General features: G+C 73.0%; 24 protein-coding genes and 1 pseudogene. 20 read left to right on the top strand and 5 right to left on the bottom strand.

What is annotated here, in order from left to right; translation table 11 throughout:
- Positions 1-17: 17 nt before the first annotated feature.
- From E1262_RS01260 to E1262_RS01290, 7 genes are all read left to right on the top strand, one after another.
- Positions 18-452, top strand: coding sequence for a hypothetical protein (locus tag E1262_RS01260; RefSeq protein WP_132101207.1), 435 nt, complete (start codon positions 18-20; stop codon positions 450-452).
- Between the two features lie 379 nt (positions 453-831).
- Complete coding sequence (locus tag E1262_RS01265) at positions 832-1,611, top strand: CPBP family intramembrane glutamic endopeptidase (protein WP_203453420.1); 780 nt, start codon at positions 832-834, stop codon at positions 1,609-1,611.
- Entirely contained in the window at positions 1,608-2,012 is a 405-nt protein-coding gene (locus E1262_RS01270; RefSeq protein ID WP_132101208.1) for a DUF3052 family protein, read from the top strand. The genes E1262_RS01265 and E1262_RS01270 overlap by 4 nt, the downstream gene beginning before the upstream one ends.
- Before the next feature lie 23 nt (positions 2,013-2,035).
- On the top strand, positions 2,036-3,289 hold the full coding sequence (locus E1262_RS01275; protein WP_132101209.1) for a Kelch repeat-containing protein: 1,254 nt from the start codon (positions 2,036-2,038) through the stop codon (positions 3,287-3,289).
- A gap of 38 nt (positions 3,290-3,327) precedes the next feature.
- Positions 3,328-4,998: a circularly permuted type 2 ATP-grasp protein gene (locus E1262_RS01280; RefSeq protein WP_132101210.1), complete on the top strand. Its 1,671-nt coding sequence runs from the start codon at positions 3,328-3,330 to the stop codon at positions 4,996-4,998.
- Positions 4,992-5,930 carry an alpha-E domain-containing protein gene (locus E1262_RS01285; RefSeq protein WP_132101211.1) on the top strand — a complete coding sequence of 313 codons (939 nt, stop codon included), beginning with the start codon at positions 4,992-4,994 and terminating at the stop codon, positions 5,928-5,930. Before E1262_RS01280 ends, E1262_RS01285 begins: the two co-directional genes overlap by 7 nt.
- The gene (locus tag E1262_RS01290; protein ID WP_132101212.1) at positions 5,927-6,799 is read left to right on the top strand and encodes a transglutaminase family protein; all 873 of its coding nucleotides are present in this window, start codon (positions 5,927-5,929) and stop codon (positions 6,797-6,799) included. The genes E1262_RS01285 and E1262_RS01290 overlap by 4 nt, the downstream gene beginning before the upstream one ends.
- A 71-nt stretch (positions 6,800-6,870) precedes the next feature.
- On the opposite strand, the gene E1262_RS30100 is transcribed toward E1262_RS01290, so the two are convergent.
- Positions 6,871-7,179, bottom strand: a complete 309-nt coding sequence (locus E1262_RS30100) for a hypothetical protein (RefSeq protein ID WP_162605688.1) — start codon at positions 7,177-7,179, stop codon at positions 6,871-6,873.
- On the opposite strand from E1262_RS30100, the gene E1262_RS30105 reads away from it, so the two are divergent.
- From E1262_RS30105 to E1262_RS01335, 9 genes and pseudogenes are all read left to right on the top strand, one after another.
- Positions 7,178-7,324, top strand: coding sequence for a hypothetical protein (locus E1262_RS30105; protein ID WP_162605689.1), 147 nt, complete (start codon positions 7,178-7,180; stop codon positions 7,322-7,324). The genes E1262_RS30100 and E1262_RS30105 overlap by 2 nt on opposite strands.
- Positions 7,325-7,359: 35 nt before the next feature.
- Entirely contained in the window at positions 7,360-8,799 is a 1,440-nt protein-coding gene (locus E1262_RS01300) for a sensor histidine kinase (protein WP_203453421.1), read from the top strand.
- Positions 8,800-9,516: a response regulator transcription factor gene (locus tag E1262_RS01305; RefSeq protein WP_132101214.1), complete on the top strand. Its 717-nt coding sequence runs from the start codon at positions 8,800-8,802 to the stop codon at positions 9,514-9,516.
- 239 nt (positions 9,517-9,755) lie between these two features.
- Positions 9,756-11,105 (top strand): hemolysin family protein, encoded by a 1,350-nt coding sequence (locus E1262_RS01310; protein WP_132101215.1) that lies wholly within the window; start codon positions 9,756-9,758, stop codon positions 11,103-11,105.
- A complete protein-coding gene (locus tag E1262_RS01315) occupies positions 11,102-12,118 on the top strand; it encodes a CNNM domain-containing protein (RefSeq protein WP_132101216.1) in 1,017 nt (338 codons plus the stop codon). Before E1262_RS01310 ends, E1262_RS01315 begins: the two co-directional genes overlap by 4 nt.
- Positions 12,115-12,918 (top strand): SAM hydrolase/SAM-dependent halogenase family protein, encoded by an 804-nt coding sequence (locus E1262_RS01320; RefSeq protein WP_132101217.1) that lies wholly within the window; start codon positions 12,115-12,117, stop codon positions 12,916-12,918. The genes E1262_RS01315 and E1262_RS01320 overlap by 4 nt, the downstream gene beginning before the upstream one ends.
- A 283-nt stretch (positions 12,919-13,201) precedes the next feature.
- On the top strand, positions 13,202-13,531 hold the full coding sequence (locus E1262_RS01325) for a YciI family protein (protein ID WP_132101218.1): 330 nt from the start codon (positions 13,202-13,204) through the stop codon (positions 13,529-13,531).
- A gap of 42 nt (positions 13,532-13,573) precedes the next feature.
- Positions 13,574-14,017: pseudogene (locus tag E1262_RS31960) on the top strand (TetR/AcrR family transcriptional regulator); the annotation flags it as partial.
- Positions 14,018-14,234: 217 nt separating this feature from the next.
- Complete coding sequence (locus E1262_RS01335; protein WP_132101219.1) at positions 14,235-16,445, top strand: MMPL family transporter; 2,211 nt, start codon at positions 14,235-14,237, stop codon at positions 16,443-16,445.
- Between the two features lie 243 nt (positions 16,446-16,688).
- Here the strand turns inward: E1262_RS01335 and srmL are convergent, their stop codons facing one another.
- The 4 genes from srmL to E1262_RS01355 all read right to left on the bottom strand — a co-directional run bounded on the left by srmL (position 16,689) and on the right by E1262_RS01355 (position 21,940).
- The gene (gene srmL / locus E1262_RS01340; protein WP_132101220.1) at positions 16,689-17,819 is read right to left on the bottom strand and encodes a PheS-related mystery ligase SrmL; all 1,131 of its coding nucleotides are present in this window, start codon (positions 17,817-17,819) and stop codon (positions 16,689-16,691) included.
- Between the two features lie 164 nt (positions 17,820-17,983).
- Positions 17,984-18,436, bottom strand: coding sequence for an SRPBCC family protein (locus E1262_RS01345; RefSeq protein ID WP_162605713.1), 453 nt, complete (start codon positions 18,434-18,436; stop codon positions 17,984-17,986).
- A gap of 22 nt (positions 18,437-18,458) precedes the next feature.
- Complete coding sequence (locus E1262_RS01350) at positions 18,459-19,871, bottom strand: sulfatase family protein (RefSeq protein ID WP_132101222.1); 1,413 nt, start codon at positions 19,869-19,871, stop codon at positions 18,459-18,461.
- Positions 19,868-21,940: an amylo-alpha-1,6-glucosidase gene (locus E1262_RS01355; RefSeq protein ID WP_203453423.1), complete on the bottom strand. Its 2,073-nt coding sequence runs from the start codon at positions 21,938-21,940 to the stop codon at positions 19,868-19,870. The genes E1262_RS01350 and E1262_RS01355 overlap by 4 nt, the downstream gene beginning before the upstream one ends.
- Positions 21,941-22,069: 129 nt before the next feature.
- Between E1262_RS01355 and E1262_RS01360 the strand changes: the two genes are divergently transcribed.
- The 4 genes from E1262_RS01360 to E1262_RS01375 are packed head-to-tail and all read left to right on the top strand — an operon-like array spanning position 22,070 to position 26,400.
- Positions 22,070-23,131, top strand: coding sequence for a LacI family DNA-binding transcriptional regulator (locus tag E1262_RS01360; protein ID WP_132101224.1), 1,062 nt, complete (start codon positions 22,070-22,072; stop codon positions 23,129-23,131).
- Complete coding sequence (locus tag E1262_RS01365; RefSeq protein ID WP_132101225.1) at positions 23,128-24,396, top strand: sugar ABC transporter substrate-binding protein; 1,269 nt, start codon at positions 23,128-23,130, stop codon at positions 24,394-24,396. Before E1262_RS01360 ends, E1262_RS01365 begins: the two co-directional genes overlap by 4 nt.
- A gap of 1 nt (position 24,397) precedes the next feature.
- Entirely contained in the window at positions 24,398-25,474 is a 1,077-nt protein-coding gene (locus E1262_RS01370) for a carbohydrate ABC transporter permease (protein ID WP_203453424.1), read from the top strand.
- Positions 25,471-26,400 carry a carbohydrate ABC transporter permease gene (locus E1262_RS01375; RefSeq protein WP_132101226.1) on the top strand — a complete coding sequence of 310 codons (930 nt, stop codon included), beginning with the start codon at positions 25,471-25,473 and terminating at the stop codon, positions 26,398-26,400. Before E1262_RS01370 ends, E1262_RS01375 begins: the two co-directional genes overlap by 4 nt.
- Positions 26,401-26,555 lie beyond the last annotated feature (155 nt).

Raw genomic sequence — 26,555 nt, forward strand, 5'->3', positions numbered from 1 at the left:
CGAAGGAGCTGGTCACCGTGGCCACTGGAACTGCCGGAACCGCCGCCCGCACCCCCGCCGTCGCCCGGATCCGGGAGACGCCGCTGCTGCGCTGGACCCTGGAGCTGGACGGCATCGCGACCGCCCTGAACGGTCTGGTGTACGTGCTCGCGGCCGGGTGGGTGGGCGACCACCTGGGCCTGCCGACGGCGCTGCTCTACCCGGCGGGCGCGTTCCTCGTCGTGGTCGGCGCGCTGGTCTTCACCGTGTCGACGCGGCGGGAGGCGCCGGTCCTCTGGGTGGGCGCGATCCTCGTCCTCAACGCCGTCTGGGCGATCGACAGCGTGATCGTCGCCGCGGCCGGCTGGTTCGACCCGACCACCGCCGGGACGGTGTGGATCCTGCTGCAGGCCGGGCTGGTCGCCCTCTTCGCCGTCCTGCAGTGGGCCGGCCTGAAGCGGGCCCGCCGCTGACCCCGTCCCTCGGCCCATGCGGACCCCCGGCCCCGGCGCGCATGAGCCCGCGCCGGGGCCGGTCGGCGTGCCCTCGGGAAGTGGCCCGATCCACCCGAAGTCGATCTTGGAGTAGTTCGGCCATCTAACGGACAAATCGGACCGGAATTGCCGAACAACTCCAAGATCAACGCGGAGGTGGGGGAGATGCTGGTCGAGTGCCGCGACGTCGCCAAGTACTTCGGGGGTATGCGGGCGCTGGACGGGGTGACGCTCGACGTCCGGGCGGGGAGCTGGTCGGGCTGGTCGGCCGAACGGCTCCGGCAAGACGACGCTGGTCAACCTGCTGTCCGGGGCGTGTGTCAAGCCCACGCTCAGGGAACGCCGCTACGCTCGAACGGTGGTGACCCAGGACCTGCCCGCGGCCGGGACCGAGACGTCGCGGCGGCGGCTGACCGCCGAGCTCTGGATCGTCCTCGGGCTGTCACTGGGACAGTCCGCCGTCTACGCGATCGTCAGCTTGATCGCCAAGCTCACCCGGCCCGAACGGCTCAGCGAGCAGACCGCCACGCTCAACGCGCCCCGCAGCACCCGCGAGTACCTCGACCTCGCCTACCAGGTGCTGTCCATCGGGTTCGCGCTGGTGCCGGTCGCGCTGGCCCTGTACCTGCTGTCGGGGCCGGGACGCTCGGCGCTGCAGCGGATCGGGTTCGACCTCGGCCGGCCGGGCCGCGACCTGCTGTTCGGCGTCGGGCTGTCGCTGGTCATCGGGCTGCCGGGGCTGGGCATCTACTTCCTCGGGCACGCGCTGGACATGAACGTGTCGATCCTGCCGAGCACGCTCAACGCGTACTGGTGGACGGTGCCGGTGCTGATCCTGTCGGCGCTGCAGAACGCGGTCGTCGAGGAGGTCATCGTCGTCGGGTTCCTGATGACGCGGCTGAAGCAGCTGGGCTGGGAACTGCCGGCGATCATCGTGACGAGCGCGGTGCTGCGCGGCGCGTACCACCTGTACCAGGGCTACGGCATGGCCATCGGCAACATGCTGATGGGCGTCGTGTTCGCGTACGTCTACCATCGCACCGGCCGGGTGATGCCGCTGGTCGTCGCGCACTCGATGCTCGACATCGTCTCGTTCGTCGGCTACGACCTCTTCGCCGACGAGCTGGGGCTGCCGTGACGACGGGGTACTCCGGCACGCCGCTGGTGCGCAAGCTCGGCATCAAGCCGGAGCACCGGGTGCTGGTCGACGGCGCACCTGACGGCTTCGCGCTCGCCGGCCTGCCCGACGGCGTCCGGCTCGACCACCGCCCAGGCGTCGACCCGTACGACGTCGTCGTCGCGTTCACGCGCGACCGGGCCGCACTGGAGCGGGAGCTGCCCGCCCACGAGGCCCGCATCGAACGCGACGGCGCCGTCTGGGTGGCCTGGCCGAAACGGGCCAGCAAGGTCCCGACGGATATGACGGAGGACGTCGTGCGCGAGGTGGCGCTGCCGCGCGGCCTGGTCGACGTGAAGGTGTGCGCGATCGACGAGGTGTGGTCCGGCCTGAAGCTGGTGATCCGCAAGGAGAACCGCTGACGCCGTGACGACGTCCAAGGTCCATGAGGGGGACACGGGCACTGGGTGTGGCCGCGACGGGGCTGACGGCCTTGCTCGCGGCGGGATGTGGTGAGACGCCGGCGGAACCGCAGTCGGAGTCGACGGACGACGGCGGGTGGACGCGCGTCGCGGAGTCGCCGCTGAGCCCGCGCGAGGCACCGCTGACGGTCACCGTCGGCGAGAAGATCCTGGTCATCGGCGGTAGCGACGGTCCGCCGTGCCCGCCGAACGCGAGCTGCGTCGCACCGCCGGAGCCGCTGCGCGACGGCGCCGCGTACGACCCCGGGGCCGACGCGTGGACGCCGATCGCCGACGCACCGGCGCCGGTGGGCGCGGGTCCGGACACCTCGGTCGTGGTCGGTGACACCGTGTACCTGCTGTCCACGCAGTGGGGGACGGACGGCACCGGCACGACGTCGTTCCTGGCCTACGACGCGGCGGCGGACGCCTGGACCGAGCTGACACTACCCGGCGACGAGGCCTGGCTGGCGCTGACCGTCGCCGGCGGACAGGTCGTCGCCTACCGCGGCTCGCACGAGGCCGCCGGCACGGAGGTGCCGACGCCGCTCGACCCGCTGCCGGCCGACCTGGTCTACGACCCCGCCGCGGACAGCTGGACGGAGCTGCCGGCCGACCCGCTCGGCCCGTCGTACGACCGCCGGCTGATCGGCACCGACGACGGCGCCGTGTTGCTGGCCAGCGCGCTGGTCCCGAACCCGGGCGTCGACCCGCCCGTCGTGAACGCCGCGCGGCTCGACCTCGCGACCGGTACCTGGACGCAGCTGCCAGACGGCGACCTCATCAGCGGGTATGGCTTCCGCCGGGTCGGCGACCAGGTCGTCAGCGCCGTCGAGGGATCGGCCGACGGCGGCGAGACGAACAACTGGGGCCGCGAGATCGGCTACGCCGGCCTTCTCGACCCCGCGACCGGCACCTGGTCCGAGCTGCCCGAGCGCGCCGAGCGCGATCCGCTGGACGGGTTCATGATCCCCGGCGACGTGAGCGGCGAGCGCACCGTCGTCTCGGGCGCCTGGGTGCTCGACGTCCCGACGCTGAGCTGGAGCCGGGTTCCGGCTCTCCCGGTCGAGGACCACATCCAGGGCCAGTCGGCGGCGTTCGCCGGCACCGCGGACGGCGGCGTCGTCTTCCTCTGGGGTGGTTCCCGCTGGCCGGGCCGGCCCGACGAGCCGGAGGCGACGAACGAGGGCGAACTGCTGGCTGAGGGCTGGGTGTGGAGGCTGCCGCCACCCGGGTGACTTGTCCGCGTAACACGCCGGTTCTACGCTCGCGAGCTATGACCGACATGCTGGCCGGATACCGATTCGGGGCGGCATGGGACGAGGTCTACACGCCCGACGGCGCGCCACGGCCCACGTACGGCGGCCTGCACGAGGCGCTGACCGCGGCCGGCCCCGAGGTGCTGTCCAGCCTGGCCGCCTTCCTCGGCACCGTCTTCCGCGACCAGGGCATCACGTTCGACCACGAGGGCGTCGAGCGGCCGTTCCCGCTGGACATCGTCCCGCGGATCATCACCGCCGCCGAGTGGGACGTCGTCGAGCGGGGGGTCGCGCAGCGGGTCCGCGCGCTGGAGGCGTTCCTCGACGACGTCTACGGGTCCGGGCTGGTGTTCCGCGACGGCGTCGTGCCGCGGCAGATGGTGGTGTCGTCGCAGCACTTCCGCCGCCAGGCGTTCGGGATCCGCCCGCCCAACGGGGTGCGGGTGCACGTCTCCGGCGTCGACCTCGTGCGCGACGAGGCCGGCGAGTTCCGCGTCCTCGAGGACAACCTGCGCACGCCGTCCGGTGTCTCGTACGTCGTCGAGAACCGCCGTGCGCTGGCCCGGGTGCTGCCTGACCTGTTCGCCGGGCACCTGGTCCGGCCGGTCGCCGGCTACCCGGCCCGGCTGCTGGCGGCGCTGCGTGCGGCCGCGCCGCCCGGCGTCGAGGACCCGACCGTCGTCGTGCTCACGCCGGGCGTCTACAACGCCGCGTACTCCGAGCACACGCTGCTGGCCCGGCAGATGGGCGTGCAGCTGGTGGAGGGCCGCGACCTCTCCGTCGTCGGCAACGAGGTGCGCATCCGCACCACCCGCGGGCACCAGCGGGTCGACGTCATCTACCGGCGGGTCGACGACGACTTCCTCGACCCCGTCCAGTTCCGGGCCGACTCCATGGTCGGCAGCCCCGGCCTGCTCAACGCCGCCCGGGCGGGCAACGTCACGCTGGCCAACGCGGTCGGCAACGGCGTCGCCGACGACAAGCTCATCTACACCTACGTGCCCGACCTCATCCGGTACTACCTCAGCGAGGAGCCGGTGCTGCGCAACGTCGAGACGTGGCGGCTGGACACGCCGGAGAACATCGCGCAGGTGCTGTCGAACCTCGGCGACCTCGTGCTCAAGCCGGTCGACGGGTCCGGCGGGAAGGGCATCGTCATCGGGCCACAGGCGACGGACGACGAGCTGGCGACGCTGCGGACGGCGGTCGAGGCGAACCCGCGCGGCTACGTGGCGCAGCGGCCGGTGCGGCTGTCGACGGTGCCGACGCTGATCGGCGATCAGCTCGCGCCCCGCCACGTCGACCTGCGCCCGTTCGCCGTCAACGACGGCCGCGAGGTGTGGGTGCTGCCCGGCGGCCTCACCCGGGTCGCGCTCCCGGAGGGCAGCCTGATCGTCAACTCCAGCCAGGGCGGCGGGTCGAAGGACACCTGGGTGCTGGCCTCGCCGGCACGGCCCGCCGAGCCGGCAGCTGACGCCGTCAGCGAGAGCAGCGCCGTCCTCGCCGGGTCCGACCTCACCGAGCCCGAGGCCGACCTGCCCGCCGGCGCCGGCGCGCCGGGTCTCGGCGACCACGTCGACGGACGGCGCCCGCTCGCCGTCCCGCCCGACCTCGGGCCGTCCGAACCGCCGCGCGAGCAACAGCAACAGCAGCAGCAACAGCAGCAGGAGAGGCGAGGCCCGTGCTGAGCCGGATCGCGGAGTCGCTGTACTGGATCGGCCGGTACCTCGAGCGGGCCGACGCGAAGGCGCGCGTTCTCGACGTCCACCTGACCCGCATCCAGGACGAGCCGGGCACCGACCAGGAGCGGCAGCTGCGCACCCTGCTCGCGGCCATGGGCGTCGACCCACGCGACGGCGCGGTGACGCCGTCGTCGGTGGTCGACCTGCTTGCCTTCGACGCGGCGTCGCCGGCGTCCATCACCGCGGCGTTGACCGCGGCGCGCGAGAACGCCCGCGGCGCCCGTGAGATCCTCTCCAGCGAGCTGTGGGAGGCCCTCAACGTCACCTGGCACGGCCTGGCCGAGCGCAGGATGGCCGCGGCGGTGCTCGGGCCGCAGGTGTTCTGCCAGTACGTCCGCGAACGCACCGCGATGACCACCGGGCTGATCTCCACGACCATGGTCCGCGACGACGGCTGGCGGTTCCTGTCGCTGGGGGTCGCGCTGGAGCGCGTCGACATGGCCGCGCGCATGCTGTCGACACCGGCGCTGGCCGAGGGCCGGCCGTCGGTGCTGGCCGGGCTGCTGCGCAGCGTCGGCGGCCACGACACGTTCGTCCGCGTCTACCAGGGCGCGGTCTCGCCGGCCAACGTCGCGGAGTTCCTGCTGCGGGACCAGCTGTCGCCGCGGTCGGTCGCGTTCTCGCTGGCCGCCGCCGAGTCGCTGCTGCGCGAGCTGGACCCAGGCCTGGACGACCGCCTCGGTGTGGCCGACGGCGCCCGGCGCGCGCTCGGCCGGATGCGGCTGGCGCTGGAGTTCCGCTCGTCGGCGGAGCTGCTCGACGACCTGCCCAGCCTCATCGAGTCGCTGCTGCGGCTCACGTCGCGCACGTCCGACGAGGTCACCAGCCGCTACTTCGGCAAGTCGCTGCTGGTGCGGTGGGCCGAGGAGGCGCTGTGACGGCCGGCGCGGCGGGCGGCGGCTGGCTGCTGTCGGTGCGGCACCACACCGGCTACCGGTACGCCGCGCCGGTGGTCTCCTCGTACAACGAGGCGCGGGTGACGCCGCGCAGCGATCCCCGCCAGCGGGTCCTCGACGCGACGGTCGAGGTCAGCCCGGCGGCGTCGCTGTACCGCTACGTCGACTACTTCGGCTCCGTCGTGACGGCGTTCGACGTGCACGCCGCGCACTCCGAGCTGACGGTGACGGCGAGCTGCGTCGTCGAGACCGCGCCCGAGCCGTCGCCCCCGGCCGACGAGCCGGCCGTGCCGTGGTCGGCGCTGGCCGAGCCGGACACCGCCGACGAGCTGGGCGAATACCTCCGGCAGACCCGGCGCACCGCCCCCGACGACGAGCTGCTGGCGGTCGCGGCGCGAGTGCGGGCGGCGGCCACGCCCGACGACGGCGCGCGGCTCGCGGCCGGCTGGACGCACTCCCGGCTGGCCTACGTCACCGGGTCCACGAGCGTGCACACCAACGCCGTCGAGGCGCTCGGCGAGGGCCGCGGCGTCTGCCAGGACTTCGCGCACGTCACGATCGCGCTGCTGCGTTCGGCCGGGGTGCCGGCGCGGTACGTGTCCGGGTACCTGCATCCGCGGCCGGGCGCGGCGGTCGGCGAGACGGTGACGGGCGAGAGCCACGCCTGGGTGGAGTGGTGGGCGGGCGGGTGGCGGGCCTACGACCCGACCAACGACGCCGTTCCCGGACCTGGGCACGTCGTGGTCGCCCGCGGCCGGGACTACGACGACGTCACCCCGCTGCGCGGTATCTACCACGGCGGCGACAGCCAGTCGCTCGGTGTGACGGTCGAGGTGACCCGGCTGCGCTGACGGGATCGCGGTGGGACACTCCATGGATGGAACGTGTCCGGCAACGGGGGCGGGGCCGCATGAGAGCTCTCTCATCCGTGCCTCATCGTCGCCTCGTGCGGTGAGCCGACGATGCTCTCCATGAAGTCGGCGGCCACCTTGACGATCACGGCCCTGGCGGTCGTGGCCGCCGGGATCTTCGGCGTGGGCGCGCTGCTGGCGGCGCCGTCGACGGGTGACGACTTCGGCGAGCCGGTCGACGTCGGCCCGTCGAGCTCCAGTTCCAGCTCCGGCGGCAGCGAGCCGACGCGGACGCCGTCGACGCCGCCGGCGACAGCTACGGCTACGCCGACGCCGACACCCACGCCGACGCCCAGCCCGACCCTGACTCCGACGCCCATGCCTGACCCGCCGACCTCGGGCGACGGTGGCGGCGGTGGCGGGCAACCCGTCGACCCGCCGCCGCCGGTGCGGCCCGATCCCGGCGACGACGACGGCGACGACGGCGACGACGCGGCCGGTGACGACGGGGATGATGACGACTGAGCCAGGCGCGTGATGACGCGGCCGGCGGGGTGCGCGTGCGGATCGCCGTACGCACCCGCGTCCTGGCCGCGGTGCTGGGAGTCGCGGCGGTGGGCATGCTGGTGGCCGGCGTGACGTCCTACCTCGTCCAGCGTGAGCGCGTCGACGCCCGCATCGACGAGAACCTCGCCCAAGAGGTCGAGGAACTGCGCGAGTTCGCCGCCAGCGGCGTCGACCCGCGGACCGGCGGCGAGTTCACCACCGTCGACCGCTTCCTCGAGGTCGTCATGACGCGCAACGTCCCCGACCGCGACGAGGGTCTGCTCGCGCTCGTCGACGGCCGCATCGCCTGGGAAGCCGCCTCCGGCGTCAACGTCCGGCTGGAGGACGACCGGGAGTTCGTGGCGATGGTCGCCGAACAGGGCGGCACCACCCAGGTGCGGCCGCGGTCGGCCGAGACCGAGGAACTCGGCACGCTGCGCTACGTGACGGTCCCGGTCACGGACGACGACGACCCCGCCCTGGGGCTCTACGTCATCGCGTACGCCCGCGAGATGGAGCAGGCCGAGGTCGTCGACGCCTACCAGACGTTCGCCGTCGTCGGGCTCGCGTCGCTGGCCATGGTCGGTGCCGTCGGCTGGCTGGTCGCCGGCCGGCTGCTCCGTCCGATCCGGCTGCTGCGCGACACCGCCCAGCGCATCAGCGACACCGACCTGTCCGGCCGCATCCCCGTCACCGGGACCGACGACATCTCCGCGCTCGCCCGCACGTTCAACGACATGCTCGACCGGCTGGAGCTCGCCTTCGCCGGCCAGCGCGACGCCCTCGACGACGCCGGGCACGAGCTGCGCACCCCGATCACCATCATCCGCGGCCACCTCGAGCTGATGGACTCCGCCGACCCCGCCGACGTCGAGGAGGTGCGCGTGCTGGTCCTCGACGAGCTGGACCGCATGCGCCGCATGGTCGACGACCTCGTCATGCTGGCCAAGGCCAAGCGGCCCGACTTCGTCCACCCACGCCCGGTCGAGCTGGACCGGCTGGTCGACGAGGTCCTCGACAAGGCCCGTGCCCTGGCCGACCGGCAGTGGCGGGTCGACGCGCGGGTGTCGGCGAGAGTGGCGCTGGACCCGCAGCGGATCACCCAGGCACTGCTGCAGCTGATCTCGAACGCGGTGAAGTTCACCGCGCCGGGCGACGTCATCGCCGTCGGGAGCCAGCTGACCGGCGACGAGGTGCGGCTCTGGGTGCGCGACACCGGCGCCGGCATCGCCGCCGACGACCTGGATCGCATCTTCGACCGGTTCGCCCGCGCCGACGTCGGCCGCGGCATCGACGGCTCCGGCCTCGGACTGGCCATCGTCAGCGCGATCGCCGAGGCGCATCGCGGCACCGTCACCGTCGACAGCCGGCCCGGCGAGGGCGCGATCTTCACCATCGCGCTGCCGCTCGCCGGCGCCGTGGCGGCCGACGACCTCGTGGAGGAGGAAGCGTAGATGAGCAGGATCCTGATCGCCGAGGACGAACCGCGTATCGCGGCGTTCATCGAGAAGGGGCTGCGCGCCGCCGGCATGACGCCCACCGTCGTCGGCGACGGCCGCGGCGCCTTCGACTACGCGATGACCGGCGGTTTCGACCTCGTCATCCTCGACATCGGGCTGCCCATCATCGACGGGTTCTCGGTGCTGCGGCAGCTGCGCGAGGCCCGCAACGAGCTGCCGGTGATCATCCTCACCGCCCGCGACTCCATCACCGACACCGTCGCCGGCCTCGAGGGCGGCGCCGACGACTACATGGCCAAGCCGTTCCGGTTCGAGGAGCTGCTGGCCCGGATCCGGCTGCGGCTGCGCGAGGACCGCGCGCCCGAGGCGATGGTCCTGCACCACGGCGGGCTGTCACTGGACCTACGCACCCGGCGGGCGACGGTGGACGGCCGGACGGTGGAGCTGTCGGCGCGCGAGTTCTCGCTGGCCGAGACGTTCCTGCGGCACCCGGGCCAGGTGCTCAGCCGGGAACAGCTGCTGAGCCGGGTCTGGGGCTACGACTTCGACCCCGGCTCCAACGTCGTCGACGTGTACGTGCGCTACCTGCGGCGCAAGCTCGGCAGCGAACGGTTCATGACGGTGCGCGGCATCGGCTACCGCCTGATCAGCCCCGACGCCGACGAGGACACCCCGCCTCCCCGTGATCATCGGCGATCGACCACACCATGACGTGGTCGATCGCCGATGATCATGGGGCGACCGGTAGTGGCTGACGTCAGCCTCCCGCCGAGGCGCGTCGCCACCGCGCGCGGGCTCGGACCCGCCGGTAAGCTGAGGCCGTCACATCGCATCGGGGGTCCGCGCATCGCGCGCCCTCTCTCGAAGGGAGCTGTGTCCGCCGTGCCGACGGACGCGTCAAGTCACATACGTTCCTCACGCCACCGTGACGCCGGGCCGGGTGCCGGCCGATGACCGCCGCGGTAGCGATTCTCGCGGTCTTCGTCCTGACATTCGGGACCGCCTACTTCGTCGCGCAGGAGTTCGCCTACGTCTCGGCCGACCGGGTCGAGCTCGCCCGCCAGGCCGACGCCGGCGACAAACGAGCCGCCTCCGCCATCCGGGTCATGGAGCGCCTGTCCTTCATGCTGTCGGCCGCGCAGGTCGGCATCACCGTCACCGGCCTCATCGTCGGTCTCATCGCCGAGCCGGCGTTCGCGCAGGTCGTCCGGCCGTTGCTGGAGGCCGCGGGGCTGCCGGACAGCGCCGTCCCGGGGGTCTCGGTGGCCGTCGGGTTCGCCGTCGCGACCATCATCCAGATGGTGCTCGGCGAGCTGTTCCCGAAGAACCTCGCGCTGGCCACGCCGGAGCGGCTGGCCAAGGCGCTGGCGTCGTCGACCCACGTCTACCTGGCCGTCAGCGGCCCGGTGGTGCGGCTGTTCGACAACTCCGCCGCCTGGCTGCTGCGCAAGGCCGGCATCGAGCCGGTCGAGGAATTGCACCACGGCGCCACGCTGGAGGAGCTGGGCCACGTCATCGGCGAGTCCGAGGCGGGCGGCTCGCTGTCGTCGCAGCTGTCCGGCATCCTCGGCCGGGCACTGTACTTCTCCGAGCACACCGCCGGCGAGGCCATGGTGCCGCGGCCGGACGTGCGCGGCGTGCGGGCCGACGCCACCGCGGCCGCCGTCATCGAGCTGGTCGCCACCTACGGCCACTCCAACTACCCGGTCCGCGGTGAGCGGACCGACGAGGTCGTCGGCGTCGTCGGCGTGCGGGAGCTGATGTACGTCGCGCCCGATGACGTCGACGCCACGCTGGTACGCGACATCGCCCGTCCGCCGCTGCTGGTACCGGACAGCCTGCCGCTGCCGGCGCTGGTCGAGCGCATGCAGGACGCCGGCGACGAGTTCGCCTGCGTCGTCGACGAGTACGGAGGGCTGGCCGGCATCGTCACGCTCGAGGACGTCTCCGAGGAGCTGTTCGGCGACATCACCGACGAGACCGACCAGCAGGCGGTGCCGGTGACCCGTGACGGCGACTGGTGGCAGCTCGACGCCGGGCTGCGGGTCGACGAGGCCGCCGCGCAGACCGGTCTGCCGCTGCACGAGTCCGACGACTACGACACCGTCGCCGGCCTGATCGTCGCCGAGCTGGGCCGGTTCGCCGAGCCCACCGACCGCCTGGTCGTCGGCACCGCGGAGGACGGCCGCGACCGCGTCGAGATCGAGGTCGTGACGGTCGCGCGGCACGTGCCCGAGCTGGTGCGGCTGCGCCGGCTCGGTCTCGTGCGCACCGACGGGAACCCGGAGGCCGCGCCGTGAGCCCCGTCACCGCGATCCTCGTCACCGCCGGCCTGCTGATCGCCAGCGGGTTCTTCGTTGCCGCCGAGTTCGCGCTGGTCGGCGCCCGGCGGCACCGTATCGAGCAGGCAGTCGCGGCCGGCAGGCGCGGCGCCAGGGCGGCGCTGGCGGGCATCCGCGAGCTGTCGCTCATGCTGGCCGGCGCTCAGCTCGGCATCACCATGGTGGTGGTCGGCCTGGGCATGGTGTCCGAGCCGGCCTTCCACCACATTCTCGAGCGGCCGCTGCACACGATCGGCCTGCCCGACGGCACCGCCGACGTCGTCGCGCTGGTCATCGCGCTGACCGGCGTGACGTTCCTGCATGTCGTAGTCGGCGAGATGGCGCCGAAGTCGTGGGCCATCGCGCATCCGGAGCGCTCGTCGATGATCCTGGCGCCGCCCTTCCGCGCCTACGCGTTCGGTGTCCGCTGGCTGCTGGTGCTGCTCAACGGCGTCACCAACGTGCTGCTGCGGCTGGTCCGGGTGACGCCGCGGAACGAGCTCGTCACGATCCGCAACCGCGAGCAGCTGCACCAGCTGGTCCGCGAGTCCAACCGGCTCGGGCTGATCGGTGCCGACGACTACGGCCTGCTCACCCGGGCGCTGGTCGCGCCGGAGCAGCAGGTGCGGACGATCATGGTGCCGGCCGAGCAGATCGTGTCGGTCCCGGCCGCCGCCGGCCCGCAGGACGTCATCGACGTCGGCCGGCGCAGCGAGCGGACCCGGTTGGTGGTCCGCGACGGTGCCGGGACGGCGGTCGGCGCCGTGCATGTGCGCGGCGCGCTGAGCGCCCGCGCGGCGCGCCGGGCGTGGACCGCGGGCGAGGCCGCGCTGCCCGTCCCGCTCATCCCTGACGGCGCCGACCTCGCCCAGGCCGCCGACGTGCTGCGCGACGCGCGGGCGCAACTGGGCGTCGTCGTCGACGCCGGCGGCGCCGAGGTGGGACTGGTGGCCATGGACGACGTCGTGACGGCCGTGCTGGTGAACCGATGACGGCGGACTGGGTCGCGTTCCTGACCGACTACGGGCTGGCCGACGGCTACGTCGCCGCCTGTCACGGGGTGATCGCCCGCATCGCGCCGGCGGCACGGGTGATCGACGTGACGCACGAGGTCCCGGCGCAGGACGTGCGGCACGGCGCCGTCGTCCTGGCCGACACCCTGCCGTACCTGCCGCCGTCGATCGTGCTGGCCGTCGTCGACCCCGAGGTGGGCACCCGGCGCCGCGCGGTCGCCGTCGTCGCCGGCGAGCACGTGCTGGTCGGGCCGGACAACGGGCTGCTGCCGTGGGCGGCGGACGCGGCCGGCGGCATCGAACGGGCGGTGGAGCTGACGGCGCCGGAGTACCGGCTGGTGACCGGCGCGACCACGTTCGACGGGCGCGACGTGTTCGCGCCCGCCGCGGCACACCTGGCCGCAGGCGTCGACGTGTCGGCGCTGGGGCCGCGAGTGGACGTCGACACGCTTGTCCGGCTGCCGGACCCGTGGCTGCGCGTCGGCCCGGAGACAGTCGAGGCCGAGGTGCACGTCGTCGACCGGTTCGGCAACGTCGCGCTGGCTGCGGGCGCGACCGAGCTGGCGGGCGCCGCCCTGGACGGGCACGCGCGATTGCGGGTCACCGTCGGCGAGCGGTCGTCGTACCTGCCGCTGGCGGCGTCGTTCGCGGCGGTGCCGGAGGGCGACCCGGTGCTGCTGATCGACTCCGCCGGCCGGCTCGCGCTCGCGGTCAACCGCGGCAACGCGGCGGAGGCGCTGCGGCTGCGGCCAGGCGACCGCGTGACGATCGGCGCGTAGCGTTCCACCGCCGGCGGCGGCCCCAGACGTCGGCCCGTCAGGTGCGGGCGTGGATCAGCCCGACGCGAGCACGCCCAGCGCGGCGGCCGGGCCGCAAGCCGCTCCGCCCACCGCACGCAAGTTGATCTTGGAGTAAGTGGGCTATTGCGGGGCGACATGTCCGATAGATACCACCATCACTCCAAGATCAACTTCAGCGGGGCGGGGGCGGTGGTGTCGAATCCGCCGCGGCGGCTCCGACGTCACCGATGAGAGCTCTCGCACGGGAACCAGGGGTGATCCGATGAAGTACCTGATCCTCATCTATCGTGACCCGCCGGCCGCCGGCCGGCCCGCCCACGAGGCGCACGCGGCGCTGGCCCGCGACCTCGCCGGTGGCGGCGAGCTGATCGCGGCCGAGACGCTGGCCGACCCCACCCAGACCAAGCGGGTGCACGCCGGCAGGGTGGTCGACGGGCCGCCGCCGGACGCCGGCGCCCAGCCGGCGGCGTTCTACCTGGTCGAGTGCGAGACCCTCGACTGCGCCATCGAGCACGCGGCACGTGCGCCGGAGGCCGCGGCCGGCCGGGTCGAGGTGCGCCCGGTCCTGTGCCGCGGCGGCCTGGAGATGTGACCGTCAGCTCAGGTCGATCACGTCCGGACCGCCGTAGCGGTGATGGCGGGCCAGGTGCTGGAGGCGGCGATCTTCGACGCCGTCTGGGCCGAGCTCGCCGAGACCGGGTACGCCGGGCTGACCGTCGGCGCCGTCGCCGACCGCGCCCGGACCAGCAAGGCCGTCCTCTACCGGCGCTGGCCGGGGCGGGCCGAGCTGGTGTTCGCCGCGCTGGTGCGGCACGTGCCGGCGCCGGACGACGTGCCCGACACCGGCAGCCTGCGCGATGACCTCGTCGGCTTCCTGAGCTCGATCGTGCCGGGATGGGGGACGCGGAACATCGACGCGCTGTGGGGCCTGCTCGCCGAGACGGCCCGCGACCCGGAGCTGGCCGCGCTGGTCCGCTCCGAGCTCGTCGACCAGGTACGAGAGGGGCCGATGGCCGTGATGATCGAGCGCGCGGTCCGCCGCGGCGAGGCCGATCCGGCCGCGATCACGCCCCGCCGGCCCCGGGCACCGCTGGACCTCGTCCGCAGCGAGCTGCTCCTGCACGGCACGATCGCGGACACACCGCGATCGACGAGATCGTCGACGACGTCTTCCTGCCACTGGTCCGCCCGCGACCGATGTGAGCTGCGTCGCGTTCGCCGCGCCGGTGTCACACCCGGCGGGCAGCGTGGGTCTCGTGTGCGGACATCGACCAGACGCACACGAGGTGGACACGATGGCGAGGAGACTGGCGGGGTTCGCGAGGCGCCGGCGGCGGCCGGTGCTGATCGTGGCGGTGCTGCTCGCGCTGCTCGGCGCCGCGACGAGCACGTCGCTGTTCGGGAAGCTGTCGGCCGGCGGCTTCGACGACCCGGGGTCGGAGTCCGGGCGGGCGGCCGACGCGCTCGAGGAGACGTTCGGCCAGTCGCCGCCCAACCTGGCGCTGCTGGTGACGGTGGACGGCGTCGACGGCGCGGCCGCGACCGAGGCCGGCACCAGGCTGGCCGAGGGGCTGGCCGGCGAGGAGCAGGTCCGCGACGTCGTCTCCTACTGGACGTCGGGCCGCCTGCCGCAGCTGCGCAGCGAGGACGGCGACCGCGCGCTCGTCCTCGCGACCATCACCGGTGACGAGACCGCCGTCAACGAGCGGGTCGGCGAGCTGGCCGACGAGTACGGCGGCGACGCCGACGGGGTCACCGTCGAGGTGGGCGGCTATGCGGCGTTCTCGCACGAGCTGACCGAGCAGAGCGAGCGCGACGTCGTCACCGGCGAGCTGATCGTCTTCCCGGTCACGCTGGTCGCGCTCGTCCTGGTGTTCGGCGGGGTCGTCGCGGCGCTGCTGCCGCTGGCGGTCGCGGCGACCACGTCGCTGCTGGGCATGGGGCTGCTGTGGGCACTGGCCGAGGTGACCGACCTGTCGGTGTTCGCGGCCAACGTGGTGACGCTGGCCGGCCTGGGGCTGGCGATCGACTACAGCCTGCTCATGGTCAACCGGTATCGGGAGGAGCTGGCCGGCGGCCGCACCGTGCCGGAGGCGATCCGGGTCACGCTCGGCTCGGCCGGGCGCACCATCGTGTTCGCGTCGCTGACGGTGTGCATCGCACTGGCCACGCTGATCCTGGTACCGCTGCCGGCGATCCGGTCCATCGGGTACGCGGGCGTGCTGACCGCGCTGCTCGCCGCGGCGGCGTCGCTGCTCGTGCTGCCGGCGCTGTTCGCGGTGCTCGGGTCGCGGGTCGGGACGCCGCGGTTGCGTCGTCAGCGTCAGTCGGGCACGGACGGGTTCTGGCACCGGCTGGCGGTGTTCGTGATGCGCCGGCCGCTGCCCATCGCGACCGTCGTGACGGCGGCTCTGCTGCTGCTCGGCGCGCCGTTCCTCGGGATGAGGCTCGGCTATCTCGACGAGCGGGTGATGCCGGAGTCGTCCGAGGCCAGGCAGGTCGCGACGGCGATCCGCACCGAGTTCCCGACGGGGGAGCAGGACGCGCTGCAGGTGGTGGCGCCGTCGGGGCCAGGGCCCGGCGACGCGGACGCCGTCGCCGGGTACGCCGAGCGGCTGTCGCTGCTGAAGCACGTCGGCCGCGTCGACACGGTCACCGGCAGCTACGCCGATGGCGCCCAGGTGGTGCCCGCGTCGCCGGCGCACCAGCGGTTCGCCGCCGGCGAGGCCGTCTACCTGTCCGTCGTGCCGGAGCCCGGGACCGTCGAGGAGACCCGCGAGCTGGTCGGCGCCGTCCGTGCCGCCGACGCGCCGGCCGAGGTCCTGGTCGGCGGCGCCGCCGCGGTGGCCGAGGACGCCGACCGGTCGCTGCTGGACATGCTGCCGTGGGCGCTCGGTGCGGTCGGCCTGGCGATGGTCGTGCTGCTGTTCCTGCTCACCGGCAGCGTCGTGCTGCCGTTCCTCGCGCTGGTGCTGAGCACACTCAGCCTGACCGCGACGTTCGGCGCGATGGTGTGGATCTTCCAGGACGGGAACCTGTCCGGCCTGTTCGACTTCACCGTCACCGGCACGACCATCTCGACCGTGCCCATCATGCTGTTCGCACTGGCCTTCGGCCTGGCGATGGACTACCAGGTGTTCATGCTGTCGCGGATCCGCGAGGAGTACGACCGCGGCGCGTCGCCGACGGCGGCCGTGGCGCTCGGCCTGGAGAAGGTCGGCCGCATCGTCACCGCCGCGGCCGTCCTCATCTCGATCGTGTTCCTCGCGTTCCTGGTCTCCGACATCACGCTGATGAAGGCCTTCGGCGTCGGGCTGCCGCTGGCGGTGCTGATCGACGCGACGCTGATCCGCGGCGCCCTGCTGCCCGCCGCGATGCGCCTCGGCGGGACGGCGACCTGGTGGGCACCCGCGTGGCTGCGCCGCGTCCACGCCCGCTTCGGCCTGCGCGAGACGGCCGAGGACGACGGCGGAGCGCGCGCGACCCCTGTCCCCATCGCCGAATGAGGCCCCGCGACCCGATCCGTGCGCCTGGGTCGGCTCGGGCTTCTCGTTGGCAGGTGTGCCGTGCGCCGGGCTCGTGCCGTTCGCCGTGCCCCTGCTGCCCCATTCTCTTGCCGCGGGCGCGTCAACGATCGCCTACATCACCACGATTTCTGGCGCGTCAACACGCCTGCAAGCGTGTTGACGCAGCAGAAAACCTCATGATGGCCCCCGAACCACTTCACGTGGTCATTCAAAGTGAGGAGCTCACGTCGAGAGGGCGGCGGCGACGCGGTCGCGGAGGGTGTTCGCCTCCTCGCTGGTCAACGTCCGGTCCACCGGGCGCAGGACGAGCCGGAGCAGCACGTTCTCCTGGTCCGGCCGGATCGCCAGCCGCTCCCGCGCCGCCGCCGGCAGGTCCGCGTACGGCGTCGTGGACAGGACGGCGACCTCCTCGACGAGGTCGGCATCGGGGCCGAGCGCCTCGCGGACGCGGTCGCCGAGCAGTTCGGCGTCCGAGCCGGCGGCGACGGCGACGGAGATGTCGCGGCGGGCCGGCGGCAGGTCGGACACCGGCTGGTACGGCGCCAGGTCCAGCAGCTGCGCCGCCACCCGCGGGTCGGCGGACCGGAGCAGCCGGATGTCCGGGATGCCCTTGCGCAGCATCAGCACCCGATCCAGGCCCATCCCGAGCGCCAGCCCGGACCACTCCGACGGCGACAGCCCAGCGGCTGCCAGCACTTCCGGTGCGGCCGGCCCGCACTCGGCGATCTCGACCGGTTGACCGCCGTGGATGGCCTCGACCTCGCGGCCGCCGATGGTGTACGGGTGCGACGTCGCCGTCCAGCGCCAGTGCGTACCCGGCAGCACGGCGTGGACGAGCGTCGTGACCAGCAGATGGAGGTCGTCGTGGTCGAGCCGGCGGCCGCCGCGCCGCAGCAGCCAGACGTCCAGCTGGTGCGGCGTGCCAGTGTGCAGCCGGTCGATGGAGTCGCGGCGGTGGCAGATGCCTGGCAGCACCAGCAGCACGTCGCGCGACGGCGCCGGGCCGGCGGACAGCGTGCGCAGCGCCGGCGGCACCCCGGCCGACGTGTGGCTGCGCAGCATCGTGGTGTCGCTGACGTAGCGGGTGTAGCGGACGTCGCGCGAGACGGCGCCGGGCTCGTACCCGAGTCGGTCGTAGTTGTCCTCGACGGCGACGACCGGGCGCGAGCGGAGCAGCCGGACGTCGGCGTCCCACAGCTCGCCCAGCGCCGCGGCGGCATCGGTGACGAGGAGTTGCAGGGCGTGCGGGCCCTGCGCCGGATCGGTGAGGTCGCGCAGCGAGAGCGCGTCGACCAGGGCGGGCAGCGACAGCGGCTGCGGCCGGCTGCCGGAAGCGACGAGAGAAGTGGACATGACCAGGCCCTTCGCGAAACGACAGAGTGCGGATGCGCGGGAAGCGGGACGGATGCTCCCCCGGCCGGTCGTCCGCGGAGGGTCAGGCGTGCGCACCCTCAGGGCGGCGGACGTTCGCCGACCGGGGGCCGCTAAACCAGCGCTGACCTGGCATGTGAATGAGGTTATCCGATCCCGAGGCGATCGGCCAGGCGCGAGAGGCTGTCGTGCCAGCCCTTGAGGTGGTCGTCGCGCTGCTCCTCGGTGGGGTTGTGGCTGTGTGTCACGACCACCTCGGTGCCGCCCTGCTCCGACGGCGTCAGCCGGACGGCGACCCGGCTGGCGGGTGCGTTGTCGCCGTCCCACGACCAGATGAACGTCACCAGGCGGGGCCGCCGGATCTCGCCGAAGATGCCGCGCGCGGAGATGTTGTGACCTGCGGACAGACCGGTCGTGCGGAAGGTGAACCGGCCGCCGGGTCTCGCGTCGGTCTCGTAGATCGCGGCGAACGCCGGTGGCCAGTACCAGCCGGCCAGCCGCCGTGGCTCGGTGAACATCGGGAAGACGTCGTCCGGGTCGGCGTCGACCACCACGGAGACGACGGCGGTGGTGGCATCAGGGGTGGATGACTCGACCATGGTTGCGCACTTTAGGCCATTTTCATACATCCTGACGAGGGGCTGCCCACGGCTCGTCGCCGACCTCCCGGCGCAGCCGCTCCAGCTCGTCGCGCAACTCGCGGCGCACGTCGCCGTAGTCAGGGTCGTCGTACCGGTTCGTCAGCTCGGCCGGATCGGCGGCCAGATCGAACAGCTCCCACTCCGGCTCGGTCCGGACCTCGGACGCGCCCGGCACGCCGAGCCCATCGCCGTAGTAGTGCACCAGCTTGTGCGTCGCCGTGCGCACGCCGACGTGTGCGGGGACGTGGTGACTGCCGTCCAGGTGCTCCCAGTACCGGTAGTACATCGACGTGCGCCAGTCGGCCGGCCGCTCGCCGCGCAGCAGCGGGCGCAGGCTGCGGCCCTGCATGCGCGGGTGCGTGGGCAGCCCGGCGAGGTCGAGGAAGGTCGGCGCGAAGTCGACGTTCAGCGCCATGGCGTCGGTCGACGTGCCCGACGCGACCTCGCGCGGGTATCGGACCATGAGCGGCATCCGCAGCGACTCCTCGTACATGAACCGCTTGTCGTACCAGCCGTGGTCGCCGAGGAAGAAGCCCTGGTCGGAGGAGTACGCGACGACGGTGTCCGCGGCCAGGCCGTGGTCATCGAGGGCGTCGAGCAGTCGGCCGGTGTTGTCGTCGATCGACGCGACGCAGCGCAGGTAGTCCTTGATGTAGCTCTGGTAGGCCCAACGGGTCCGGTCCGGCTCGGGCAGGCCGGCCGGCCAGGGGGCCTTGAGGTCGCGCTCGTTGAGGTCGCGGCCGATCCGCATACGTGCCTCGTGCGCCGCCCGGCCGCGCCCGGCGTAGTCGTCGAACAGCGTGGGCGGCTCCGGAACGTCGACGCCGTCGAACAACTTGAGGTGGGCGATGTCCGGGTCCCAGCTGCGATGCGGCGCCTTGTGCCACAGCAGCAGGCAGAACGGCCGGTCCGGATCCCGCCGCGCGATCCGCTCCAGCGCGAGGTCGGTGAGCACTGTCGTCGTGTAGCCGGGAACGGTGCGCCGGCCGTCGGCGCTCAGCAGCTCCGGGTTCCAGTACTCGCCCTGATCCTCGAGGATCTCCCACGAGTCGAAGCCGCGCGGGTCGTGCTCGCCGCCGTGGCCGAGGTGCCACTTGCCGATCAGCCAGGTCTGGTAGCCGGCGTCGCGCAGCAGCTCCGGGAACGACGGCTGCCGCGCGTCGAAGTGCGTGCTCAACGTCCGCACGCCGTTGACGTTGCTGTACGTGCCGGTGAGGATCGAGGCCCGGCTCGGCGCGCACAGGGCGTTCGTGCAGAATGTCGCGTCGAACCGTATGCCCTCGCCCGCGATGCGGTCGAGGTTCGGCGTCGGCATCAGCGGGCTGCCGTACGCCGAGATCGCGTGCGCCGCGTGGTCGTCGCTGAGGATGAAGACCAGGTTCGGCGCCGTCATCGGGCCACCTCGACGGTCAGCGGCGCGGAGGTGCGGACGTCGGCCCGGGCGGAGGCATCGACCGCCACGGCGAGCGGGTGACCGGCCACCCGCAGGCCCTCGACCCGCAGCGGGAACCAGTCGGCGAACGCCGGGTCCGGCGCCACCCGCAGGGTCCCGGCCGGCACGTCCGCCGTCAGCCCCAGCGCGGCCTGCAGCAGCGCGACCACCGTCGCCGCCGACCACGCCTGCGGCCGGCACGCCGCCGGGTAGGCGAGCACCGGCTCGCCGGCGCGCGCGTCGGTGCCGGCGAACAGCTCCGGCAGCCGGTACGCGAAGTCCGGCGCGACCCGCAGCACCCCGCCGGCCAGCGACGCGGCGACACCGGCGAAGCCGTCGGCGGCCAGGCCGCGGACCGCGATCGCGGTGTCGTGCGGCCAGATGCTACCGGCGTGGTAGCCGAGCGGGTTGAACCCGGCCGCGTCGGCGCTCATGGTGCGCAGCCCGTAGCCGGCGTCGAGGTCGGGGCGGCCGAGCCGGTCGGCGACGACGGCGGCCTCGTCCGGCCCGAGCAGGCCGGTGCCGAGCAGGTGGCCGAGGTTGGACGTGACGGTGTCGACCGGCCGCTTGGCGCCGTCGAGGGCGATGGCGGGGAACCGGCCCTTCTCGTCGGACACCCAGAACGTGGCCGCGAACCGCTTGCGCAGCGCCGCGGCCCAGTCGCGCAGCGGGCCGGACCCGGGCCGGCCGAACGCGTCGAGCAGTGCGGCGCCCGCCAGCGCCGCCTCGTGCGCGTACGCCTGCGCCTCGCTCAGCGCGATCGGCGGCTCGGCGATGGCGCCGCCGGGGAACTGGATGGAGTCGTCGGAGTCCTTCCAGCCCTGGTTGGCCAGCCCGTGGCCGCTGGTGTCGACGTACTCGAGGAAGCCGTCGCCGTCGGAGTCGGCGTCGGTCGTCAGCCAGCGCAGCGCCGCCTCGAGCGGGTCGAGCAGCTCGGCGACGTCGGCGGCCGGCAGTCCCCAGCGCCAGGCGTCGTGCAGCAGGCACACCCACAGGGCGGTGGCGTCGACTGTGCCGAAGTAGACCGGGGGCAGCGACGCACCGGCGGACGGGACACGCACCTCGTGCAGGATCTTCCCCGGCGCCTCGGCGGTCGCCGGGTCGTGTGCGCGGCCCTGCCGGCGAGCCAGCGTGCGCAGCGTCCCCCGGGCCAGCCAGGTGCCCAGCGGCAGCGTGAACCGGGCCGCCCACAGCGAGTCGCGGCCGAACAGGGTGAAGAACCACGGGCTACCGGCGGCGAGGAACGTGTCGGACGGTTCGAGCGGGTCGGACAGCGCCAGCGCGGCGAGGTCGTCGACGCTCCGCGCGGTCAGCCGGGCGAGGTCGGACCGGCCGGCGACGGCGACGGCATCCCAGCCGACGCCGTCAGCGCTGCCGAACGCGTTGGCCGGCGGGCCGTCGGCGAACGCGACGATCACCTCGACGTCTGCCGTCCACGACGACCGCGGCGGCAGCTCGACGGCCCAGCTGAGGACGGCGCCACCGGCATCCGTCTCGACCACCGAGCCCGGCGCCGTCACCGTTGTCCGCAGGTCGCCGCCGTCCCACTCGACGCGCCCCGGCGCCGGCGACGACGGCGCCCGGCCGTCCCGCTGGGCGCCGTCGTGCTTGATCTCGGCGGCGGTGGCGAAGTCGGCCGCGACGTGGACGCGGACGGTGGCGGCGATCGGCCCCCGCGAGTTGTTCACCAGCTCCAGCCGGTCGGCGACGCCGTCGGCGCGGGCGCACCGCTGCCGCTCCAGGCGCACCGTCGGGTCGGCGCCGGGATCGCCGAGGTGCCGGACGATGCCGGTGAAGTGCGCGTGGCCGGCGCCGCGCAGGCCGTGGCCGGCCGGCTCGGGCTCGTGGCCGTCGACGTCGACCCGCAGCTCGGACAGGACGCGCCGGTCGTGGCTGAGCAGGCCCTGCGCTCCGGCCGCGCGGATCTGCCCGTCGGCGCCGGACAGCACCACCGTGGGTGCCTTGACACAGCTGACGAGGTCGTGCAGGAACGGCTGCGGCACCGGGCCGGAGTCGGGTGGAGCGGTCACCACGGTGATCCTTCCGAGACTTGACAGAACAGTCGACGCGTTCTTAACTCTGAACCAGATCCCATTTTTGAACGATCAAACACGCTATCAATCCGGATTTGATCGTTCAACACGTCGAGGAGGACGGATATGGCGACACCGGAGAGTGGCGCCACGCTCGAAAGCGTCGCCTTCGCGGCCGGGGTGTCGCGGCAGACGGTGTCCAACGTCCTCAACGCGCCCGAGCGGGTGGCGCCGGAGACTCGGCAGCGGGTCGAGGAGGCCATCCAGGCGCTGCGCTACCGCCCCAACCGGTCCGCCCGGTCGCTGCGCACCCGGATGAGCAACCTCATCGGCTACTGCGTCCAGCCGGCCCTCGCCGGGAACATCAACCCCGTTCTCGACCGGTTCGTGCACGCCGTCACCGAGTACGCCGCCGAGCACGGCTTCCACCTCCTGCTGTTCACCGCCCCGGCGGGCAGCGCAGGGCTGGACCGCTACGCCGAGCTGCTGGCCCAGCGCGCCGTCGACGGCTTCCTCCTCACCGACACCGTCGTCGGCGACCCGCGGCCCGGCTGGCTGACGGAGCAGGGCGTGCCGTTCGTCGCGTTCGGCCGCAGCTGGTCCGGCCCGGACCGCGGCCGCTGGGTCGACGTCGACGGCGCGGCGGGCATGACCGAGGCGGTCGAGCACCTGCACGCGCTCGGCCACCGCCGCATCGCGTTCATCGGCTGGCCGGAGGGCTCCGGCGTCGGCGACGACCGCGTCGCCGGCTACACCGCGGCCTGCTTGCGCCTGGGCCTGGATCCGCGGGTCGTCCGGGCAGAGGGGACCGTCGACACCGGGCGGGCACTGGCCGGTGCGCTGCTCGACGGCGCCGACCCGCCCACCGCGCTGGTCTGCGTCAGCGACCTGTCGGCGTACGGCGCGCTGCGTGCGCTCGCCGACCGCGGCCTGCGCCCGGGCCCGGACGTCGCCGTCGTCGGCTTCGACGACACCCCCGCCGCCCGGCTGCCCGGCGTCGACCTCACCAGCCTGTCCCAGCCGATCGAGCAGATCGGCCGCGAAGTCGTCCAGATGTTGCTCGGCCTGCTCGGTGTCGTGGAGCTCCCGCCCGGCCCCGAGCACCGCCTGCTGCGCCCGACGCTGGTCGTCCGGGCCAGCTCCCGTCCCGCCGGATCCGCTCCGGCCGCCCCCACGGAGGCTCGATGATGCGTCAGTTCGCCCGTATCCCACTGCCGGCGGCCACGGCCGTGGCGGCCGCCACCCTGCTCGCCGCCTGCGGCAGCGGCTTCGACGACGACGGTGACGACGCCGGCTCCGAGGCCACCGGCGCCACCGGCGGCGGCTCGCTCACCGTCATGATCGGCTCGTCCGGCGAGGCCGAGACGGTCGCCGTCCAGGACGCCGCCGCCCGGTGGGCCGAAGAGTCCGGCACCGAGGTCGAGGTGATCCCGGCACAGGACCTCGTGCAGCAGCTGCAGCAGGGGTTCGCCGGCGGCAACCCGCCCGACGTCTTCTACGTCAGCCCCGACCGCTTCCGCATGTTCGCCGAGGCGGGGTCGCTGTACCCGTACGGCGACCAGATCGAGGACGCCGACGACATCTACCAGCCGCTGCGCGACGCCTTCACCTACGAGGACGAACTGTACTGCGCGCCCAAGGACGGCGGCGTGCACGCGCTGGTCATCGACACCGAGGCGTGGGCCGCGGCCGGACTGACCGAGGCCGACTACCCGCAGAACTGGGACGACCTCGCCGCCGCGGCGCAGGCGCTCACCACCGACGGCCGGGTGGGCCTGGCGTTCACCGGCGACTACAACCCGGTCGGCTCGTTCATGCTTGCCGGCGGCGGGTTCTTCGTGAACGAGGAGCAGACCGAGGTCACCGCGGACACTCCGGAGAACCTCGCGACCCTGGAGTACCTGAAGCAGAACATGGACGCCGGCACGTTCGCGTTCGCGCCCAACATCGACGCGGCGTGGGGCGGCGAGGCGCTCGGCAGCGGCAAGTCGGCCATGACCGTCGAGGGCGCGTGGATCGTCGGCGCCCTGCAGAACGACTTCCCGGACCGCCGGTGGACCGCCGTCCCGCTGCCGGCCGGTCCCGGCGGGCAGGCCTCGACGGCGTTCACCAACTGCTGGGGCATCGCCGCGGACAGCGAGAACCAGACCGCCGCCGTCGAACTGGTCAACTTCCTGATGAGCCCGGAGGAGCAGCAGACGTTCGCCGAGGCGTTCGGCCCGATCCCGTCTCGGTCCAGCCTTTCCGACTGGAACGCCGAGACGTTCCCCGAGAAGGCGGCGTTCGCCGAGGGCATGGAGAACTCGCGGACGCAGGTCGCCGTCCCGGGCTTCGAGTCCGTGCTGGCCGACTTCAACACCCAGCTCGAGGGCATGGCCGCCGGCACCGTCACGCCGGAGCAGGCGCTGCAGACGCTGCAGACCAACGGCGAAGCCGCCCTCGCGCAGGAGTGACGTGACCGCGACGGTCACCCGGGAGACGTCGGCGGACCGCACGCGGCCGGTCCGCCGACGCGGGATCTCCGGGCATCTGCGCCAGGAACGACGGGCCGGCTGGCTGTTCGTCGCACCGGCCGTGATCGTGCTGGTGGTGTTCCTGTTCGCGCCGATCCTCATGGCTGCGTGGGTCAGCCTGCTGGACTGGAACGGGCAGTCCAGCCCGTTCTCCGGCGACGCCGAGTTCGTCGGGCTGGACAACTACCGCGGCCTGCTGCTCGACGCCGGGCTGCTGCGCAGCGACTTCATGCTCAGCGTGCGCAACACGATCTACTACGTGCTGTTCAACGTCACCGGCGTGGTCGTCGTGTCGTTCGCGCTCGCGCTGGCGGTGAACTCGCACGTGCTGCGCGGCCGGTCGTTCTTCCGGACCATCTTCTACTTCCCGGCCATCACCAGCTCGGTCGCTATCAGCGTGCTGTTCCTCTTCCTCTTCCAGGGGGCCGGCGTCGTGAACGTCGTCCTCTCGTGGGTCGGCGTCGACGGGCCGTCCTGGTTCACCGACCCGCGCGGCGTACTGCACATCGTGTTCTCGTGGTTCGGCGTCGACGCCGCGCCGGGAGCACTGGCCGACACGTCGCTGGGCGGGCTGAGCCTGTGGGACTGGTTCTCCGGGCCGTCAGTGGCGATGTGCGCGCTGATCACGCTGACCATCTGGGCGTCGTCGGGCACGTTCATGCTGTTCTTCCTCGTCGGGCTGCAGGACATCCCGGTCGAGCTGGAGGAGGCGACGGCCATCGACGGCGCCGGCGCGTGGCAGCGGTTCCGGCACCTGACGCTGCCGCTGATGCGCCGCAGCATCGTGCTGGTCGTCACGCTGGCGTTGATCAGCAGCTGGCAGGTGTTCGACCAGGTGTTCATCCTGTCCCAGGGCGCGCCGGCCAAGACGACGCTGACGCCCGCCTACATCTCCTACGTGCGCAGCTTCGGCGACGGCCAGTTCGGCGTCGGCGCGGCGGTCGCGTTCGTGCTGTTCGCGATCATCATCGTCCTCACGCTCGTGCAGCGGTGGGTGGGAAGGGAGCGGCGGACATGAGCGGGCTGCTGGAACGACGGCGGGCGGCCCGGCCCGCGCGCGAGGCCGTCCCCGTCGTCCTGACCGACCGGTACTCACCGCTGCCGCGCAAGGTGCTGGTGCGGGTGATCGGCTACGGGCTCCTGGCGCTCGGGACGCTGCTCTATCTCGGGCCGTTCCTGGTGCAGGTGGCGACGTCGTTCAAGACCGACGCGGACGCCGTCGCGAACCCCGTCTCGCTGATCCCGTCGCCGGTGTCGATGGCCGCCTGGGAGATCGTCGCCGGGTCCAACCCGGCGTACTCGGTGCCGGTGTTCCGCTGGCTGGGCAACTCGTTCGTCGTGACGATCTCGGTGACGCTGGGGCGCCTGATCATCGACAGCCTGGCCGGCTACGCGCTGGCCCGGCTGCGCTTCCGCGGCCGCGCGGTGGTGTTCGCCGCCGTCGTCGCGGTGCTCGCGGTGCCCGGCGTCGTGCTGCTGATCCCGAAGTTCCTGGTGCTCAACCAGCTCGGCATGTTCGACAGCTACGCGGGGATGATCCTGCCGCTGTTCTGCGACGCCGTCGGGATCCTGCTGATGAAGACGGCGTTCGAGGCGGTGCCGACGGAGCTGGACGAGGCGGCCCGGATCGACGGTGCCGGCGTGTTCCGGACGTTCTGGAGCGTGATCCTGCCGCTGGTCCGGCCGGCGCTGGTGACGGTGACAATCCTGTCCTTCCAGGGGTCGTGGAACGAGTTCACCCACTTCCTGGTCGCGACGTCGGACCCGGACCTGGCGACGATGAACCTCGGCATCGCCCGGCTCACCGCCGGTGACCTGCAGGGGTCGCAGCAGTTCCCGCTGAAGCTGGCGCTGGCGACGCTCTCGACCATCCCGATCGCGCTCGTCTACGTGTTCTTCTCGCGGTACTTCATGCGCTCCGGCTCCGCCACCGGCCTCAAGTGAGACTCCTGGGTCCGTGGGTCGGCGCGTCTGGTGCGCCGGGCCTGCAGTCCACGTGGTGGAACATCACGAGGATTACCCGAGCCTCAACACGCCTATAACCGTGTTGAGGCTCGGGAAGTCGTGGTGACGTGCTGGCCGAGTACGTCGAGATGGCG

Source organism: Jiangella aurantiaca (assembly GCF_004349105.1).
Taxonomy (GTDB): domain Bacteria; phylum Actinomycetota; class Actinomycetes; order Jiangellales; family Jiangellaceae; genus Jiangella; species Jiangella aurantiaca.

Bases quoted from the DNA above. Each gene is read 5' to 3' on its own strand.
- E1262_RS01275 (WP_132101209.1), top strand. From the start codon at position 2,036: ATGAGGGGGACACGGGCACTGGGTGTGGCCGCGACGGGGCTGACGGCC.
- E1262_RS01280 (WP_132101210.1), top strand. From the start codon at position 3,328: ATGACCGACATGCTGGCCGGATACCGATTCGGGGCGGCATGGGACGAG.
- E1262_RS30105 (WP_162605689.1), top strand. From the start codon at position 7,178: ATGCCTGACCCGCCGACCTCGGGCGACGGTGGCGGCGGTGGCGGGCAA.
- E1262_RS30100 (WP_162605688.1), bottom strand. From the start codon at position 7,179: ATGGGCGTCGGAGTCAGGGTCGGGCTGGGCGTCGGCGTGGGTGTCGGC.
- E1262_RS01305 (WP_132101214.1), top strand. From the start codon at position 8,800: ATGAGCAGGATCCTGATCGCCGAGGACGAACCGCGTATCGCGGCGTTC.
- E1262_RS01310 (WP_132101215.1), top strand. From the start codon at position 9,756: ATGACCGCCGCGGTAGCGATTCTCGCGGTCTTCGTCCTGACATTCGGG.
- E1262_RS01320 (WP_132101217.1), top strand. From the start codon at position 12,115: ATGACGGCGGACTGGGTCGCGTTCCTGACCGACTACGGGCTGGCCGAC.
- E1262_RS01325 (WP_132101218.1), top strand. From the start codon at position 13,202: ATGAAGTACCTGATCCTCATCTATCGTGACCCGCCGGCCGCCGGCCGG.
- E1262_RS01335 (WP_132101219.1), top strand. From the start codon at position 14,235: ATGGCGAGGAGACTGGCGGGGTTCGCGAGGCGCCGGCGGCGGCCGGTG.
- srmL (WP_132101220.1), bottom strand. From the start codon at position 17,819: ATGTCCACTTCTCTCGTCGCTTCCGGCAGCCGGCCGCAGCCGCTGTCG.
- E1262_RS01345 (WP_162605713.1), bottom strand. From the start codon at position 18,436: ATGGTCGAGTCATCCACCCCTGATGCCACCACCGCCGTCGTCTCCGTG.
- E1262_RS01350 (WP_132101222.1), bottom strand. From the start codon at position 19,871: ATGACGGCGCCGAACCTGGTCTTCATCCTCAGCGACGACCACGCGGCG.
- E1262_RS01360 (WP_132101224.1), top strand. From the start codon at position 22,070: ATGGCGACACCGGAGAGTGGCGCCACGCTCGAAAGCGTCGCCTTCGCG.
- E1262_RS01365 (WP_132101225.1), top strand. From the start codon at position 23,128: ATGATGCGTCAGTTCGCCCGTATCCCACTGCCGGCGGCCACGGCCGTG.
- E1262_RS01375 (WP_132101226.1), top strand. From the start codon at position 25,471: ATGAGCGGGCTGCTGGAACGACGGCGGGCGGCCCGGCCCGCGCGCGAG.